Origin of the sequence: Xanthocytophaga flava (assembly GCF_030068545.1) — a bacterium.
Classification (GTDB): Bacteria; Bacteroidota; Bacteroidia; order Cytophagales; family 172606-1; genus Xanthocytophaga; species Xanthocytophaga flava.
Window position 1 is genome coordinate 408,076 of sequence record NZ_JASJOR010000004.1, and the last position, 17,220, is coordinate 425,295.

The window sequence follows — 17,220 nt, forward strand, 5'->3', positions numbered from 1 at the left end:
ACCTGAATCAGGAAGTGGAATGCTGTTGATTGGGATCACTATGAATAAACACAACCAATGAAGAAGAAAATCTATTGTCTTTAAAATCAGGTGCAATGAATGCGATAAATCGTGTCAGGGTACCATCTTTCTCCTGCACCTTTAATTTTATTTCTTTTAAGGATGCCTGCCCCATACTTTCATAAAAGGCTTGCCGCTCTTCATCACATACAAAGTACAAGTGATCTTGAATAAACATTGAATTTCCTGTCAATGCCGGTATTCCTAAAGCGTCCATGGCTCGGGCATTAATAGATATAATCATACCATCTTTGCCAACTGTGAGCTGAGGGATAGTGTGTTCTTTTCCTTTCAGAGTATATAGAATATCTTCATAATCGTAGTTATTCTCCAGGTCCACAACCAGTCCGGCAAAATGATCTGCAAAGGCTCCTACCATAGCAGAATTCAATGCAAGAACGGCTTTCTCTCTTCGTTCCTTAATTAATATATCGCCAATCTCTTCCTGTAATTCATGCTGACGGGTAAAATCAATCATAATCAGCAATATCTTACTTACTTCACCTGAGAGATTCTTAATTGGACTAAAGGAGCATACAAAATATTTCTCTCTGCTATCTTTTGTCAAGAACTTCAATACAACACTATTCTGCATTGGGTTCTTAGTGGCATCACACAAATGTTCTATATCGACATCTGTCTTGGTTGGATCAGCCAGAAAATCTCTAAAGTTACGGCTCGTGATTTCACTACGTTTATAGCCAAACTCTTTCTGGAACACATTATTAGAATAAATAACTCGCCCTTCATATGTTAACTCCAGACAGTATATGGATTGGTTCATAGCATTCAGCTTGTGAATGTATTCCATCTCCTTTTCCCGTTGCTCTGTGGTAAACTGTGCCAGCTGAACAATCTTCAGTAGTTTTCCATCAATATCAAATATTGGACTATACGTACCTGATAGCCAAAGTTCTTTCCCTCGTTTATTGATACGTTTGAATTCACCAGAATTAAACGAACCATTTTTGATGCTATCCCACATCATTTCATACCGCTGACTTACGAGCTCATCCATAGCAACAAACTGTCGCTCCTTCTTTCCAACAATCTCTTCCCTGGAATACTCCATTAGGCTCAGATACATCTCATTGGCAGAAATTATGGTTCCCTCTCTATCCAGTTCGATACTTGCATTCGTTTTGTTGATAGCCTCGATCATAGATTGAGTCAGGTTTGCCTGCCGTTCAATCTGACGAAGCTGTACATTGAGCTCTTCCTGCGTTGCAATAAGTTCTTGTGCGTTGTTACGCATCATTTCTTCTTTTGAAGCTAGTTCTTCAGCTATTTTCTGTGTCTGGGTTAACAGCTTCTGCGTATGTTCATTGATTTTGGCATTGTAGATCACCGAACCAAATATCTCACAACTGGTTTCCAGAAAATGGATTTCATGTGGCTGCAGCTTCCGGAACGAGGCCACTTCGACTACTCCCAGCACTTCTTCCTTATACGCAATGGGCACCAATAGAATTGAGCGAGGTGTTGCCTCACCTAAACCTGATGTAATAGAGACATAGTGAGAAGGAACTTCTTCTATATAAATGGATTCTTTCTCTAAAATACATTGCCCGACAAGACCTTGTCCCCATTGTAGTCGTTTCTCAATAAATTTCTGTTTATTATAGGCTATACATCCTGTTAGTTCAATATATTTTTTCTCATCTTCTTCCTGGATCAGAAATACCCCGCCTTGGTTCAAACGACAGTACTCAATCAACTGACGCAAAAAATGCAGGCTTACCTGGTTCAGATTCAGATGCTGATGCTTGCGAAGTTCATCACCTAATAAGGTACTTCCTGCAATTTCCCAGTTTCGTCTACCTTCTTCATCTGCTTTCTCTTTTAGTTTGGCACGCATGGATAACAAAGCCTTTCCTATTCCTTTATCCCTATCCAGATTTAGTATATCAGCCTCCATGTTTCCATGTGATATTTCTTCTACAAACTTCACCACCTCATTTCTATCTTTATGAATAGCAGTAAGATAACCTGAAATGTTTTCCTGCCCACGAAGGTTCTGAAATTCAATATCCGCTTCCTGATTAACTATTCTTGCTGTTAGTATATCTAGCTGCTTTAAAGGCTCAATCCACTGTTTCCATATAGCATACCCGATATAAAAAATCAGGAACAGAGATATAATTATAAATCCTGCTTTATATAAAGCTGTAGATTTTCCAGAAAAAAAAGTCGTATATGTGACTATAAGACCAGCCTGAAAGCCCAGCAAGAGCAAGATCTTTGTTCCAGCGTTGAAATGCTTTAACATAAAAGGTAATCAGTTGTAATATCTCATTTGATCTTAAACAAAAGTAAGCAAGTATAGTTACGCATATTGTGTAATTATCCCCTACATCTTACTTAGTAGATTTTTTTATAGCATAAATCATATCTGGTTCAAAAAGCCAGATAAAGGAAGGGCTTGTTTGATCTTTATGTGAGTATAATTTACTTTGAATGATCCATGAACTCGAATCTGCCTCGGCTTTAAAAAATGATTGTATCTCTGTATGAGTAAGCTTTTGCAGATGAGGAACATCTCCATAACAAAATATATTTAGTCGGTTAGCTACCCAGGTCAATGCAGCTGCAGATAATACATTGTCCAGCTCCAGTAATGCAGATTTCTGGAATATAGTCAGTTCATCTGCATTGAAAGGATCATTAACACGCATCTTTGCTATAGCAACCTGTGCTTCCTCATTATCCAGCAACAAATAACTTTTACCCTGAATTTCACCCTTTACTTCTGTAGTAAGCAAAAACGCTTCTGTATAATGCGCAAACAGATCTACAGGTTGAGTACACGTTAAATTGACCTCTTTTACTTCCAGGGTGTCGTTGACCATTTTCGAAAAGGCATCAGCAGCCTGTAACAATGCACCATTCATAAGGTCACGGACAGCAGCTACATCATAATCATTAAATACATTCGTCATACCGCTACCTGTTGAGTTTTAACAGAAGTTATTTTAGAATTTCGGAAAAGAGATTGAATAATAGAAGGTACATCTACTACCAGACAGACATTACCATTTCCCAGAATAGTGGCCCCGCTGATAAATTTCACATTCTCAAGGGGTTTTTTGAGGGGCTTTTCCACAATCTCTTTTTGTTGCAACAGCTTGTCAACAACAAACCCAATTTCTTTATTGTTAAATGTGATGATAATCACCTGAATTTTTTCGTCATCATTTGTCTTATGATAGGATTCAAGCATTACCCCTCCTTTTGTCAGCTCTTCTCTATCTTTTAGCTGAAATAAATCATTCAGATAAACCAGTGATATGGTCTTGCCCAGATAGGTTGTAAACAAGTTATTTCCTATAGACCGAATTGCTTTCTTCTGAATAGCAACTACAGCTTTTGTATAAGATAAAGGCACAGCAAAGTCTCCTGTCCGAAGTTCAAACAAAAGAGCACCTTTTACAGCCATAGAAGATGGCATCCGCAATGTAAAAGTAGTACCTATACCTACAACTGAATCAATCCCAATAACACCACCAATAGAATCTATTGCCTTTCGAACCACATCCATACCTACTCCTCTACCTGACACAGCGGTAACCGTTTCTGCACTGGAGAACCCTGGTTCAAATATTAACTGTATCTTCTCTTCTTCACTCATGAGCAAGGCCATTTCACGTGTGATAATGCCTTTCTCTATTGCCTTTTTTGCTATTGTTTCTGCATGTATCCCTTTTCCATCATCTGTAATAGTGATGATAATTTCCTCCCTTTCACTACTTGCCGCCAATTTTAGTTTACCAGCCTCCGACTTTCCACTTGCCAATCGTCCCTGTGTCGATTCAATACCATGGCTAACCGCATTACGCACCAAATGCACCAGTGAGTCACTTATAATTTGTAGAATAGTCCGGTCTATTTCTATCTCTGTCCCTTCCAGACTCAGATCTACTTTCTTATTTTCAAGAGCAGCAACATCCCTGACAATACGATGAAATTTATTAAACAATACATTCACCTGTACTAACCGAACATCCATGATAGAATATTGCAATTCAGAGGTTATACGTTGCAGACGAGCGTAATCATTTTGTCTGGATCGTCCAGTATTCCCATTCATTGCAATTACACGATCCTTTTCAATAATTAATTCTCCAATCAGATCCAGAAGATTATCCAGTTTTCGTATGGGGACATGAATATTGTCCGAAAATGCAATAGCAGTTTCCTCGTGTTCTGTCTTCTCAACTTCTTTCACTTCATCCTCTACAGGTAACTGTGTTATAACAGAACCAACTTCTGCCTGCACAATGCCAGCCTTATCAGGTTGAATAGCTATATTAACTGGCTCTTCACTAATTTTCTCTTCTGGCTTTTCTTTACTATTTCGTATCAGAACTTCCAGTTTCGTTTTGATGCCTTTAAATTTAACAACCTTCTCAGGCGTTTTAACCTGCTCAATCAAAGCACACAAAACGTCATTAGCTTTAAAAAGGTCATTAAAAATATCGGCATTAATTACCATGTTTCCGCTTTTAATTACATTAAAAACGTCTTCCATGGTATGAGCCATAGTGGCAAGATCAGAAAATCCCATTCCTGCGGCATTAGCTTTCAGTGTATGGGTAATCCGAAAAATCGCATCTATTGCCTTCTTATTCGAGTTATCTTTTTCCAGATCCGTAAACAGCTTGTTTAGCTGCTCAGTATTTTCCAGAGCTTCCGCCAAAAAAATCTCTTTTAATTCGTCGTCTCCTTTCATACTTACATTCTATTATTGGAATCTATCAACAATTTAATTTGATAAGAGTTGTGTAGTTGGTTTTAAGAATAAGTATCAGGAGAGACAACTTACAATGTATCCTGCCATATCGTATATAGGTAGTACCTTTGTAATCACACCTTTTTCGATAGCAGATTTAGGCATACCAAAAATGACACTTGTTTTTTCATCCTGAGCAATAGTATGGGCATTCTCATAAAATAGTCGCTCCATCCCTCTGGTTCCATCTCTTCCCATACCTGATAATATAACTGCCAGTGCTTTTTCTTTGTATACGTCTGCTATAGATTGAAACAGACAATCTACAGAAGGATCATTGAATTCCGGAAATTTTTTGTCTGTAAACTGTACAAACACAGTATTCCGTAAAATATCTCTTTTTAGGTAAGTATTGGTATTTCCTGGCATTAGGTACACTACTCCTGGTTGTATATATTCTCTTTCTTCTGCAACTTTTACTTTTAATGGCAACATGTCATTAAGCCGGTTACTAAAAGAATGCACAAAGTCTTTGGGCATATGTTGAGCAATAACCACAGGGATTGGAAAATTTCCAGGTAATTTCTTCAGGATGTCTTCAATAGCACCTGTTCCTCCGGTAGAAGATCCGATAGCCAGGACTTCATATTCCAGCCGAGAATAAAATGTATGTGCATGTCCATTTTCTCTGTTGCTTTTCTTTCCAAGACCTTGCTTATTTACAGTTACAGCACTTTTTAGCCGAGCAGTAAGCTCATGTTCCAGATCTCTTATTTTGGCATTACGTGTACTGTCAGGCTTATGAATAAAATCAAAAGCACCTGCATTTATTGCGTCAAATACAGTAAGGTCATTGGAATACCCGGCTCCACTTAAAACCACAATAGGAGTAGGACAATCTCGCATAATTTGAGAAACAGCATACAAACCATCGTATTCAGGCATAATAAGATCCATTAAGATCACATCAGGCTTTAGCTGACGTGTTTTTTCATATGCCTCAAGTCCGTTTCCTGCTGTAGCGATTACGTTCAGGTCTTTGTCAGAGCCAACAATATCAGATAAAACCAATCGCATGAAGCTGGAGTCATCTGCTATCAATACCTGTATAGGAGATGTCTGCATCTGATAAAGATCAGGCGATTTTACGAATAGCTTCGACCAGTTGCTCGGCAGTAAAAGGCTTGACAATATAATCAGACGCTCCCAGGCTCAAACCTTCTGCAACTACAGACTGCTGACCTACAGCACTGATCATCACTACCTTGGACTGCATTTCCTCTTCCTTGAATACTTTCAGAATATCAATTCCCAGCATATCTGGTAGAATATTATCTAGTGTTACAATATCCGGCTGAAGTTCAATAGCCATGTCAATAGCGGCTTCTCCGGTTGCAGCCATCCCTACAATCTCAAATCCTGCCTCTGATAAAGCATCTTTGATAAGTGTCCTCATGTATAAAGAGTCATCAACTACAAGTACTTTCTTTTTCATATATAATTTATTACGGATGGTTTCAAAGTTAAATTAGCCTAGACTTCGTTGGTAAAGAATTGTTTCTATAATTTATCAGTAGTACGTGTCAGTAGATTCTGTTCCTCTTTTGAGATAACTTTGAAAATATCTATCAGAACAATCATCCGGTTACCAGACTTAATAATCCCTTTGATATAGTTGCTTTCCAAGGTGGCAGACTGCACAATAGCAGGAGATTCGTCAATATCATCTTTGGTTACTCTGAGTGTCTGTGGTACATCTTTTACCAGAATGCCCATTTTGTATTCGTCACTAGCAACCACTAAAGTATACTTATGTGTACCGTTGGTAATGTCTTTTTCTGTAGAAATCCCAAATTTGTCTGCCAGATCCATAATAGCCAGTACATTGCCCCGAATATTACCTACACCCTTAATATAACTCTGGGTCAGAGGAATGCGGGCAATGGATGGCGTAATAACTACTTCTTTAATCTGATCAATGGAAAGTGCATACTCTTCCTCTTCCAATCGAAATACAATGATCTGAAAAGTACTTTTGACTGCGTTGGTTCCTTCTTGTTTATGAACAGTTTGGATATCTTCCATACAATTAACTTTTACTAAAGTTGCCTAAATCCACTATGTATGATCTTACAAGCTTAATGTGCAAGTTTAAACTGACTCACACTCTTTTTCAGCTCTTCCGCGATCTTTGAAAGATTTTTACCTGTTTCAGATACATCATTCATTGCGTTATTCAATGCTTTTGAAGAGCTAGCCATCTCCTGTGTACCAGCCGCAGTTTCTTCTGCTACCACAACAATCTTCTCTATATTCTTTACGACTACACCAATATTGGTCTGTTGCTCTTTTGTAGCCTCCTGTACCTGTTTTGATAAAGTTAAGGTGTCGTTACTTGACATATTGATACTTTCAAAGACAGTTTGTGCATCCTGAGTAGCACGGGTTCCACCAACCACACTGTCTTTCATTTTATCTATTGCTTTAGAAGCAGATGCAGTATCCTTCTGTACATCTTTCACAACCCGTTCAATATCGATAGCTGATTTGCGGGAATCTTCGGCCAGCTTACGGATTTCGTCTGCCACTACAGCAAATCCACGTCCTGCATCACCTGCCCGTGCAGCCTCAATAGCCGCATTCAGAGCCAGCAGATTGGTTTGTGCAGCAATGTCTGTAATCACTCGTAAGGTACTTGAGATTTCTTCTGAACGGGAAGTCAGAATATCAATAGAATTGGCAGTAACATTAGCAGAGTTCGATATTTCACCCATATTATCTACTACTGTACGTATGATCTTCATACCTTCCTGGCAACTTGTCTGACCTTTTTCGGCAGCCTTATTGATTGTATCAGCTTTCCCACCCATCTCATTGGATGCCCGTAAGATACCTTCTACCAGTTTAGATGATTCGTCAGTACGGATGGCCTGTTCCTGTGCTCCTCCTGCCATTTGAGTTATAGCAGAGGCTGTTTCCAGAATACTGCTCTTCATACCTTCCGATTTTTCCATCATCTGGTCTGAAGCAGCCGAAATCGTAATTGCGTTCTCTTCAATAATCCTGAAGAGCTTATTCATATTTTTCAGTGCAATGTTGATGGCATTACCCATATCTTTCAGATCTCCTTCGGCATTCATCTGGAATTGCTGAGTAAGATCACCCATTGACATTGCGGTTACAATACGGTTGATTTCCAGTACTGGTGCAGAAACATTTGTCAACAAAAGATTTAACGCATCACCCAATTCTTTCCACATACCATGAACATCTGTCATTGTCAGCCTTTCTCTAAGCTGTCCTTCTATACCTGCTGACTTTACCAGACGATTGATTTCAGTGATTAACTCTTTCAACATCTGTCTCAATCCTCTTAAGGTAGTAATTACCTGAGCAATATCTCCAGTCAGTTTTAGACCCTGCAACTCCATTTCTGCATCCAGATTACCTTTTTTGATTTCTTCTATAAATTTGGTAGCAGCCTGGAAGCCTACAGTGAAATTGGTTACATCTGTAGCATATTTTACAATCTTAAATGGCTTTCCATTTAAATCAAAGATTGGGTTATAGCTAGCCTGTATAAACACATCTTTCTTGTCCTTACTAATACGTTTGTACGTTGCGGCATCAAACTCTCCACGATTCAACTTCTCCCAGAAAGCCTTATATTCATAACTGGCAGCATATTCGGAATCTATAAATATACGATGATGTCTTCCCTTAATTTCCTCCAATGTGTATCCTACTGTTTTCAGGAAGTTTTCATTTGCAGTAATAATGGTGCCATCCATATTAAACTCAATCACGGCATTGGCCTTACTAACAGCTTCTAACTGACCTTTATAATCTGCATTTCTTATCTTTTGCGTAGTCACATCTGTAGCCAGTTGCAGCAATTTCACTACTTTACCAGTAGGATCTAATACAGGTGTATAGGTAGTGGCAATCCAGACTTCTCTACCCTGACGTGAGATACATTTAAAGTCTCCAGACTGAGCTATACCATTGGAAAGATTAGTCCAGAACTCAGTATACTCCGCACTTTGTCCATAGGACGCATCTACCAATGTACGATGATGCTTCCCCCTAAGTTCACTCAGTGAGTCGTATCCCATCGTCTCTAAAAACAGAGAGTTTGCATTCAGTACAGTACCATCCTTCAGATACTCTGCAGATGCGTATGAAGAATCAATCGCATTCATCATGGCATCTATCTCACTGCGTTGTTCTTTTTGTGTTGTAATATCAAAACGAACTCCAATATATTTGACTGGTTTTCCGTTACTACCTAACACTGGTGTAATAGTCACATCTACCCAATACGCAGACCCATCTTTAGCTTTGTTTTTAATTTCACCCTTCCATACTTTGCCTCTTGAAATCGTACGCCATAAATCTTCATACAAAGAAGCAGGCATATCAGGATGACGAACAATACTCTGTTTCTGACCAATAAGTTCCTCTCTAGTGTATTTGGCCACACGACAGAATTCATCATTAACAAAAATGATATTTCCCTGCAAGTCTACTTCTGAAACAATAGCAGCATTGTTCAAAGCACTATTTTGTCCTACTAGTTCCTGCTCTTTTCGCAACATCTCTTCCTGAGTAGCAGCCATCTCTTCCATATTCTGGCGTAATTCCTCTTCTTGAGCCTTCAGTGCATCTGTCTGCTCCTGTGCTTCTCTTGCCAGATTTTCTGCATCCTGTTTAGCTTTGTACAAGGCAGTTATATCACTTGCATAGATAGCAATGGATGTTACTTCTTTATTTTCATCAAATAGAGGAGCATGTTTTACACTGTAATAATTATCCTGACCGGAATTTGTCAAATGATCAATAGATTCAACAACCTCACCTGCAAATACACGATCATATATTTTCTTTTTTTCAATCTGCTCCTCAGGGCTAAACATCTGCAAGATGTTAAATCCTTTTTCAACAGTAAACCCTGGTAAGGTCTCTACCAAAACACTATTAAAGTGAACAAGTGTATAATGTCTGTCTAATGTAAGAATAGAGTCACTAGATACGTTGATCAATTCGCGTACTTCTGTTTCTTTCTTTTGCACATCACTTAACAGACGTTGCATTTCTTCCTGTGTGGCAGAAATTTCCTCCATATTTTGACGCAACTCTTCTTCCTGGGCCTTCATCTGCTCTGCATGAGTTTGTGCATCCTGTAACAAAGTCTCAGCTTGTTCCTTGGCCTGAATTGTTTCAGTTATTTCTTTGGCAAAAATGACAATAGCAATTACAGCCCCACTATCATCTCTTAGTGGGCTGTAAGTCTGAACAAAATATTGCAGGGTGCCATATAAATCAAACTTTTCAGTAATCTCAAAGGATTCACCTGCCAATGCACGATTATAATACCCTCTATATATTTCTCTCTGTTCATCTCCAAACACCTGCAGAATAGGAAATCCTTTATCAACTGTTAATCCATAATGCTTATAGGTATCCTTAATCTTTTGATTACATACAACTACATTGTAATTCCAGTCAATTGCAATAATAGAGTCATTTGTAGCATCAATTAAATCTGTAATGAAGGCATTTTTTTCCTCCACATCTTTCAGAATACGCTGCATTTCTTCCTGTGTAGCAGAAAGCTCTTCCAAACTCTGACGCAACTCGCCCTCCTGCATAATCAATGCTTTGTTTAAGGCTTCTATCTTTTCTATTTCTGCAAAGGCTGTATGTTCACTCAGATCTAACCCTGCAACTATTTCTGATGAAGTATCACGTTTTTTTCTGCCTCTTTTTGATGTTTGAGCAGACTTATTGCCAGCAGATTCAGAAGCCTTCACAGATGATTCGCGCTTTGCCATACAAGGAGTAGTTGGAGATAAGAAATAGGATTTCAATAATAAACCTTTGCAAATCTACTTCTAACTACAAGCAACAACAATCTGATAATGAGCATTTACAGGTGTTTGTAATATTTCATAAGGAAAAATGAAATACTATTCTACAGAAGATTCAGTGAGAAGAGAAAAAGTAGAACAACAATAGAAATACCAATTTGATAAATCTTTCCTTATTATAGCTAAAAACAGCCTATAAGACTATTTTCAGTAGAAAAAAATAGTTACAGCTAACCATCACAATATATACATATCATTCAGCTGCATCTTTAATTTTACAGTATTTTAATTTTAGCATTTGACATGTTTTTCAGTATTTGAAAAAACCAGAAAGAAGTACACATAAAAAAGAAACCAAAACCCACGTTTATTTTCTCAGTGATCATAGGCTTTTTGAGTTACATTTTAAACGGGCTAATACAATTTTCAGCCTGTCAATCAGCATCACACCTATTTACCTATATATTGCCGGACACTACAAATAGCTTTTTACAAAAGCTGAGTGCTTCAAATCAATCTAATTATAATAATCACCATAATTAAATCGAAAAATTGTATAGAATGGGCTCTTGTGTGGCAGTTACCAATGACTATTTTCATCTATAATTTATAACCATAAAATACAAAAAGAAATCTCTGTTATAACTATCAGATATTTTTACTCAAACACTTCAAGAGAATTCAACTCCGGCCCACCTCCCTGATTGGCAGATCCTGCTGCTATGTATATTTTCTGATTGTAAACCAGCGCCTGTGTTCCATGACGCCCTGTTTGCATAGGAACTAGAGTATGCCATGATTGAGTCTTAAAATCAAAAGCTTCTGTTTGGTTATGTGCCAACTTCTGTGGACTCTCCCCACCAATAACAACAATCTTGTCTCCTAATGTAACAGAAGTACAACCAGCTCTCTGTGTAGGTATATTTTGTTCTTTTGGCAATGTACGCCATTGCTTCTTTGTAAAATCATAGATATCTACTTCCGGAACAGTCAGATCCAGTACATGCCCTATTTTTTGAGTAGAACGTCTTCCTCCGGCAATGAGCAGTTGATTTCCAGATACAGCAGCCTGTACATGATCACGAACATGAGGAGCATCCGGTAAAATACTCCATTTCCCCGTTTCAGGGTCATATTCGTCAAGCCAGTTTACATGCCCATCCCAATGACCATCTGTTATACCATTGACCAGATAAATCTTATTCTGATAGATAGTCACACCGGCAGCTCCTCTACGACGATTGGCAGGAATTTCAGTCCCCTTGCGCCATTGATCTTTTTTGGGATTATAAATATAAATATTGGGAATAGGTGTTTCATGAGGAAAATCGCCTGTAAAAGCTCCCAATACATAGATCTCACCTTTATAGGCAATAGCCTGAAAATGGTGCATTTCCAAAGGTACAGAAGATACTTTACGCCATTCATTGGAAGCAGTATTGTACACATACATAGATTCTTTCTTTCGTCCACCAAACAGGTAAAATTGATTATCTACACACACAAAGGCATTTTCACTTCTTACTTCCGGTTCACTAGAAGGAGTAAGCGTTTTCCATTTCGCCTCTTTCTGCAAAAATGTAAAGCTAATCAGTGATAGTACCAATAGGCATCCACCTATAAAAAATCTCGTATCCTTTTTCATAACAGATTCTAGTTAACTTACTGGAACTACTTTTCCTGTTTCTATGGAACGGTAAATAGCTTCAATTACACGCATATCTTTCAATCCTTCCTCACCTGGTGTACGAGTAGGCTTATTGGTCAAAATACATTGTGCAAAATCATCCATCTGAGCGGCCTGATGGTTGAGCTGTGGCAGATTCATATCCCCTTTGCTAGTTCGCCCTTTAATAGCGCCATATCCATAACAAGGTCCCATTTCAAACCAACCATCTTCACAGGTAGCAAACAAGCGTTCCAAGCCTGCAGCATAGCTACATGAAGAGTTGGCAACAGCACCACCTGGAAACTTCAACTGCCATAAGATCGTTTCATCTACTTCTTTAAACTTCACTGAATCTGTTTTGAATTCCTGCGCCCATACGGAAACAGGCTCTTCTCCAACTGTATAGCGACTTCCTTGTAAGGCATAAATACCAATATCCATCATAGCCCCTCCTCCAGCCAGTGCCTTTTTCAAACGCCACTGATTGGGATCGCCAATCTTAAATCCATCACTGGTTTCTACAATTTTAACTTTTCCAAATGTTTTCTCACGTCCGTATTTCATCACTTCCTGATGATGAGGGGTATAGTGTAATCTATATCCTATAGAAAGCTGACGATTGGCCTTTTTAGCAGCATCTATCATCTGCTGGCATTCTTTTACAGAAACTGCCATTGGTTTTTCACAAATCACATGCTTACCTGCCTGCAAAGCCCGAATTGTATATTCGGCATGCATGGAATTAGGTAATACGATGTATACTATATCTATATCCTTATTATCTGCAATACGGTCTATTGTCTTGTAGTCATAGATATTCTTCTTAGGAATTGTATATTTTTTCTCCCATTCTGTTGCTTTGGAAGGAGTGCCAGTTACAATCCCTGTAAGTTTGCAAAATTTGGTTTGTTTCAAGGCAGGAGCCAGTTGGTAGGCACTATAGTATCCTAATCCCACTAAAGCTATACCTAGTGGTTTATTATCTTGCAGCAGATTTTCTGCCTGAGAGGATTCCGCCAGCCATGGTAAAAAAGAAGCACCCAAAGCCATGGTACCCGCACTTTGAAGAAAAGAACGTCGGGAAGCTTTGTGGGTAATAGAGAATATCTCTGTATTTTTCATAAGTTATAAGGTATTTGTGATTTTAGTATATTGTATATCTATAATCAGGTGAGAAAGTGCTTCTGTCTCACTAGGTATAACAAGCTGATATACAATTAAAAAATTGTTATAAGGTAGAAATATTATCACAAATGTATCTGTCTGCAGATGGAATTTCTTGTACAAATTCACTATTTTTTAGTATTTTGATTTTTATGCAACGTTTTAATCAATATGAACCATTCAATGTATTCCGTTTCGAAGTAACCGAATGGCCATATCCTTTGCACAATCACAGTTATTTTGAGATTATTTTTATTGAAAAAGGTCAAGGTGTACATTGTCTGAATGAACACCAGTTTACCTATCAGGAAGGGGATATTTTTTTACTACGCCCTCAAGATTATCATATCTTTGAAATAGCCTCTTCAACACAATTCTGCTATCTCAGATTTACAGAATCTTTCTTTCAAAACAATCAGGAGCCTCACTGGCAACAAACCATTGATTATCTGTTTAATACACCTTATCATATACATGGCAGTCTGGTCAAAATGGAAGAAGAAAAAAAGCGTTTGCACGGACTACTGGCAGTATTGATTCATGAGTATGAACATCGGCAAAAACCATTTGCAGAGAATATCCTTACATACATTATGCGATCTGTACTAAGTTTATTGGCAAGAAACATATTTGAGCAATCTTTTTTGACGGAAAAAGAAACACCTAAACGATCACATTTACTGGACTCAATATTAGTATATGTCAGACAACATATTTATTCACCCGAAAAACTCCGGATGGAGCAGTTAGCAAATCATCTGCATTATTCTGCCAATTATCTAAGTATTTTTTTCAAGCGGCACATGGGAGAATCTCTCCAACAGTATATTCTTCGTTACAAACTCAAACTGGTAGAGAGCCGTTTAGTATATAGTGACTGGAGTATATCTCAAATTGCTTTTGAATTAGGGTTCTCAGATGAAAGCCATCTCAACAAATTATTCAAAAAATATTACCAATATACTCCAGGAGATTTCCGAAAACGCATGATTGAGTCAAAAACAACAGCAGTACTAAAAGATTTTGCATAAATACCTTTCATTTGTGTATCTTTTTTTCAAGTACTTACGTATCTTTGCATACAAATCACTTACTATACTTCTTTGGCTAAGCTCTGTCAGAGTTTTCCTTCCTAAATTTGATCGATGCTGTTTGTATTTACTATCTGACAGGAATGATCAGGATATAGTTTTATGCAACTTCTCGAACTGCCACATACTATTTTCCAAATTGAAACAAAATAGATAATCTAACTTCCTGAAGTTCCTATGTTTTTTCTTGACATCGTAACCAAAAGACTTCTTGTACTACCCACTTGGGCTATGACTAATCTGGTAAATCAAATCCTTGATTGGGCAGATATTGACCATCCAACCCGTGGAAAATATCAATCTCTACGCCTATGGGCTCAAACTAGCAGCAAACTTATTGAAGAAGTTTCATTTATATTCTGGGTTGCCTGGATTTACGTTGCAATCATTATCCAGTTTATGTAGAAGCTCTCTGATACAGAAATAAGAAAAATTTCTAGTATAACTCCAAGATACTGCCTTTTAGAAGATGGTACTGAAACCTTATCCTCTAAAAGGTAATATCTTATATACTTCTATTGGTATCCCTTGTTGTCTTTCTCAATCATTTTGTGCAAAATATTAAGTTGCCACAACTGCCAGAGTATTTTTCCTAAAAAATCCACGTTTCTTTATATTTGTACTTGATCAGGCTATTTTCCTGACATCTACAAATTATGAAGAACCACTTAGTTGTTTGTTTTCTTATATTTCTTCCTCTATACCACACTTTTGCTCAAAAACCATATGACAAGACATTGGAAGAACTGGACAACATTATACACATACGCTCTACCTTTACAATAGAAAAGCAACAACATATCCAGTACATCAAAAATCTGCTTACGGAAGAAGATGTAGAAGGTAAAACCAGAGTCTATCAAAAATTATACAATGAATACAAATCATTTATATATGATTCTGCTTTCGTATATGCTCAGCTACTATTACAAACAGCTTGTTTACAACAACATCCTGTTCAAATCAATGAGTCAAAGCTAAAATTGAGTTTTCTTTTACTATCATCAGGTTTGTTACATGAATGTCTTGACACCTTGCAGTCTATTCGTGTAGAAGAACTTCCAGATACCCTTCAGAAAGAATACTATAGTCAGATTGCTCGTGCCTATTATGATTTGTCTGATTATAGTCAGGACAAATATTTTTCACCTACTTATCATAATCTGGGTAATCACTATTTGCAAAAAGCAGTACTGCTATGCAAACCCAATACCTGGGAATATTATTACTTTCAGGGATGGTATGCCATGCGTTTACATAATACCCAGGCAGCAATAGGCTATTACGAGTATTTGCTGAAAAACTACAAATTATCTTTGAACCTATATGCTATTGCAGCATCAAGCCTAAGTATAGCTTATAAGAGTATCCACCAATCAGACAACGCTATTAAATGGATGGCACAGGCCACAATAGCAGACATCAAGGCATCTAACCATGAAACAGTAGCAGCACGTGTGCTGGCAGAATTAATCTATCAACAGGGAGAGAGTCAGAGAGCATATCAATATGTAAAGATAGCTCTCGAAGATGCTGGAGTATATGGAGCCCGACACCGGAAATTACAGATCTCTGATATATTACCTATCATTGAAGGCAATCAACTTGTCCAAACAGAAACCCAGAATAAGGCGTTGCAACAATATTCTATTGTGCTTACCATCCTTGCAGTACTGGTAGTTTTATTTGCATTTATTATTTTTAAACAGAATAGAAGCCTGCTGCAGGCCAAATCCAGTCTGGCAGCATCAAATGAATACTTAACCGAAGCTAATTACAGAATGCAGGAGGCCAACAAAATAAAAGAAGAATACATCGGGCATTTTTTTACAACCTTCTCTGAGTATATTGACAAGATTGATGCTTTTAAAAAAGCAATCACACGAAAGATAACTTCACGACGTATAGAAGAAATAGGAGATATAGTCCAAAAGATCAATCTTAAAACTGAACGGGAGAAGTTATTTTATAGCTTTGATACTACTTTCCTCCGAATATTTCCAAACTTCATAGTTGACTTTAATACTCTCTTCAAAGAAGAAGATCACTATAACCTGCATGAGAGACAAGAACTCTCTGTTGAATTACGAATATTTGCATTGATCCGATTAGGTATTAAAGACAACGAGAAGATTGCCAAGATACTGGATTACTCTATCAATACAATCTATACATATAAAACCAAAGTCAAGAATAAATCTAGAGTACCTAATGAACACTTTGAAGATGAGCTAATGAAAATCAAAACAGGATAGAGAACCTTTCATACTTTTAAAGTAAGGATTTAACGCTCAAAACACTGTATTTCCAGATCATATTCCATTAATATTTTTAACGCCTCCACACCCATACACTAAACTGTATATCAACATATTACCTATCACACACCCCTCTATTTATCTATATTTTCATAGTATAAATTGCACATCCACATTCTTTCTATTTGCTTTGGTCAAATAAGGCAACTACGTTTTCCTCAGGAAGAAGTTGGGATACCTGCATAAGATCTCTTGGCTGGTATAAAAAGTTTTTGTCTTTATACATCCCATAATAGTACTTACTTCAATTTTTTATACTCAACGAAAAAGCTACTTCTTTTGGAGTAGCTTTTTTTATACTATCCCACAGGAATAGTAT

Annotated in this window: 12 protein-coding genes; 3 read left to right on the plus strand and 9 right to left on the minus strand. The window is 37.6% G+C overall.

The annotated features are described in order from the left end of the window. Positions 1–7 precede the first annotated feature (7 nt). From QNI15_RS08840 to QNI15_RS08880, 9 genes are all read right to left on the minus strand, one after another. Complete coding sequence (locus QNI15_RS08840) at positions 8–2,329, minus strand: PAS domain-containing protein (RefSeq protein WP_314002354.1); 2,322 nt, start codon at positions 2,327–2,329, stop codon at positions 8–10. An 88-nt stretch (positions 2,330–2,417) separates the two neighbouring features. Further along, entirely contained in the window at positions 2,418–2,999 is a 582-nt protein-coding gene (locus QNI15_RS08845; protein WP_314002356.1) for a hypothetical protein, read from the minus strand. Beyond that, positions 2,996–4,789, minus strand: a complete 1,794-nt coding sequence (locus tag QNI15_RS08850) for a chemotaxis protein CheA (protein WP_314002358.1) — start codon at positions 4,787–4,789, stop codon at positions 2,996–2,998. The genes QNI15_RS08845 and QNI15_RS08850 overlap by 4 nt, the downstream gene beginning before the upstream one ends. A gap of 75 nt (positions 4,790–4,864) precedes the next feature. Beyond that, the gene (cheB, locus tag QNI15_RS08855; protein WP_314031423.1) at positions 4,865–5,914 is read right to left on the minus strand and encodes a chemotaxis-specific protein-glutamate methyltransferase CheB; all 1,050 of its coding nucleotides are present in this window, start codon (positions 5,912–5,914) and stop codon (positions 4,865–4,867) included. A 10-nt stretch (positions 5,915–5,924) separates the two neighbouring features. Further along, complete coding sequence (locus QNI15_RS08860; RefSeq protein WP_313975876.1) at positions 5,925–6,284, minus strand: response regulator; 360 nt, start codon at positions 6,282–6,284, stop codon at positions 5,925–5,927. Positions 6,285–6,349: 65 nt separating this feature from the next. Beyond that, entirely contained in the window at positions 6,350–6,874 is a 525-nt protein-coding gene (locus tag QNI15_RS08865; RefSeq protein WP_314002362.1) for a chemotaxis protein CheW, read from the minus strand. A 53-nt stretch (positions 6,875–6,927) separates the two neighbouring features. Then, positions 6,928–10,623, minus strand: coding sequence for a PAS domain S-box protein (locus QNI15_RS08870; RefSeq protein WP_314031424.1), 3,696 nt, complete (start codon positions 10,621–10,623; stop codon positions 6,928–6,930). A 694-nt stretch (positions 10,624–11,317) separates the two neighbouring features. Beyond that, complete coding sequence (locus tag QNI15_RS08875; RefSeq protein WP_314031426.1) at positions 11,318–12,304, minus strand: Kelch repeat-containing protein; 987 nt, start codon at positions 12,302–12,304, stop codon at positions 11,318–11,320. A 12-nt stretch (positions 12,305–12,316) separates the two neighbouring features. Next, complete coding sequence (locus QNI15_RS08880) at positions 12,317–13,450, minus strand: Gfo/Idh/MocA family protein (protein WP_314031427.1); 1,134 nt, start codon at positions 13,448–13,450, stop codon at positions 12,317–12,319. 194 nt (positions 13,451–13,644) lie between these two features. On the opposite strand from QNI15_RS08880, the gene QNI15_RS08885 reads away from it, so the two are divergent. The 3 genes from QNI15_RS08885 (at position 13,645) to QNI15_RS08895 (ending at position 16,838) form a co-directional block, all read left to right on the plus strand. Next, positions 13,645–14,523, plus strand: a complete 879-nt coding sequence (locus QNI15_RS08885) for a helix-turn-helix transcriptional regulator (RefSeq protein ID WP_314031429.1) — start codon at positions 13,645–13,647, stop codon at positions 14,521–14,523. A 237-nt stretch (positions 14,524–14,760) separates the two neighbouring features. Beyond that, positions 14,761–14,988, plus strand: coding sequence for a hypothetical protein (locus QNI15_RS08890; RefSeq protein ID WP_313975864.1), 228 nt, complete (start codon positions 14,761–14,763; stop codon positions 14,986–14,988). Positions 14,989–15,239: 251 nt separating this feature from the next. Continuing rightward, complete coding sequence (locus tag QNI15_RS08895) at positions 15,240–16,838, plus strand: DUF6377 domain-containing protein (RefSeq protein WP_314031431.1); 1,599 nt, start codon at positions 15,240–15,242, stop codon at positions 16,836–16,838. Positions 16,839–17,220: the final 382 nt, after the last annotated feature.

Coding starts and splice junctions, on each gene's coding strand:
- QNI15_RS08860 (WP_313975876.1), bottom strand. CDS start 6,284: ATGAAAAAGAAAGTACTTGTAGTTGATGACTCTTTATACATGAGGACA.
- QNI15_RS08880 (WP_314031427.1), bottom strand. CDS start 13,450: ATGAAAAATACAGAGATATTCTCTATTACCCACAAAGCTTCCCGACGT.
- QNI15_RS08840 (WP_314002354.1), bottom strand. CDS start 2,329: ATGTTAAAGCATTTCAACGCTGGAACAAAGATCTTGCTCTTGCTGGGC.
- QNI15_RS08870 (WP_314031424.1), bottom strand. CDS start 10,623: ATGGCAAAGCGCGAATCATCTGTGAAGGCTTCTGAATCTGCTGGCAAT.
- cheB (WP_314031423.1), bottom strand. CDS start 5,914: ATGCAGACATCTCCTATACAGGTATTGATAGCAGATGACTCCAGCTTC.
- QNI15_RS08885 (WP_314031429.1), top strand. CDS start 13,645: ATGCAACGTTTTAATCAATATGAACCATTCAATGTATTCCGTTTCGAA.
- QNI15_RS08875 (WP_314031426.1), bottom strand. CDS start 12,304: ATGAAAAAGGATACGAGATTTTTTATAGGTGGATGCCTATTGGTACTA.
- QNI15_RS08850 (WP_314002358.1), bottom strand. CDS start 4,789: ATGAAAGGAGACGACGAATTAAAAGAGATTTTTTTGGCGGAAGCTCTG.
- QNI15_RS08865 (WP_314002362.1), bottom strand. CDS start 6,874: ATGGAAGATATCCAAACTGTTCATAAACAAGAAGGAACCAACGCAGTC.
- QNI15_RS08845 (WP_314002356.1), bottom strand. CDS start 2,999: ATGACGAATGTATTTAATGATTATGATGTAGCTGCTGTCCGTGACCTT.
- QNI15_RS08890 (WP_313975864.1), top strand. CDS start 14,761: ATGTTTTTTCTTGACATCGTAACCAAAAGACTTCTTGTACTACCCACT.
- QNI15_RS08895 (WP_314031431.1), top strand. CDS start 15,240: ATGAAGAACCACTTAGTTGTTTGTTTTCTTATATTTCTTCCTCTATAC.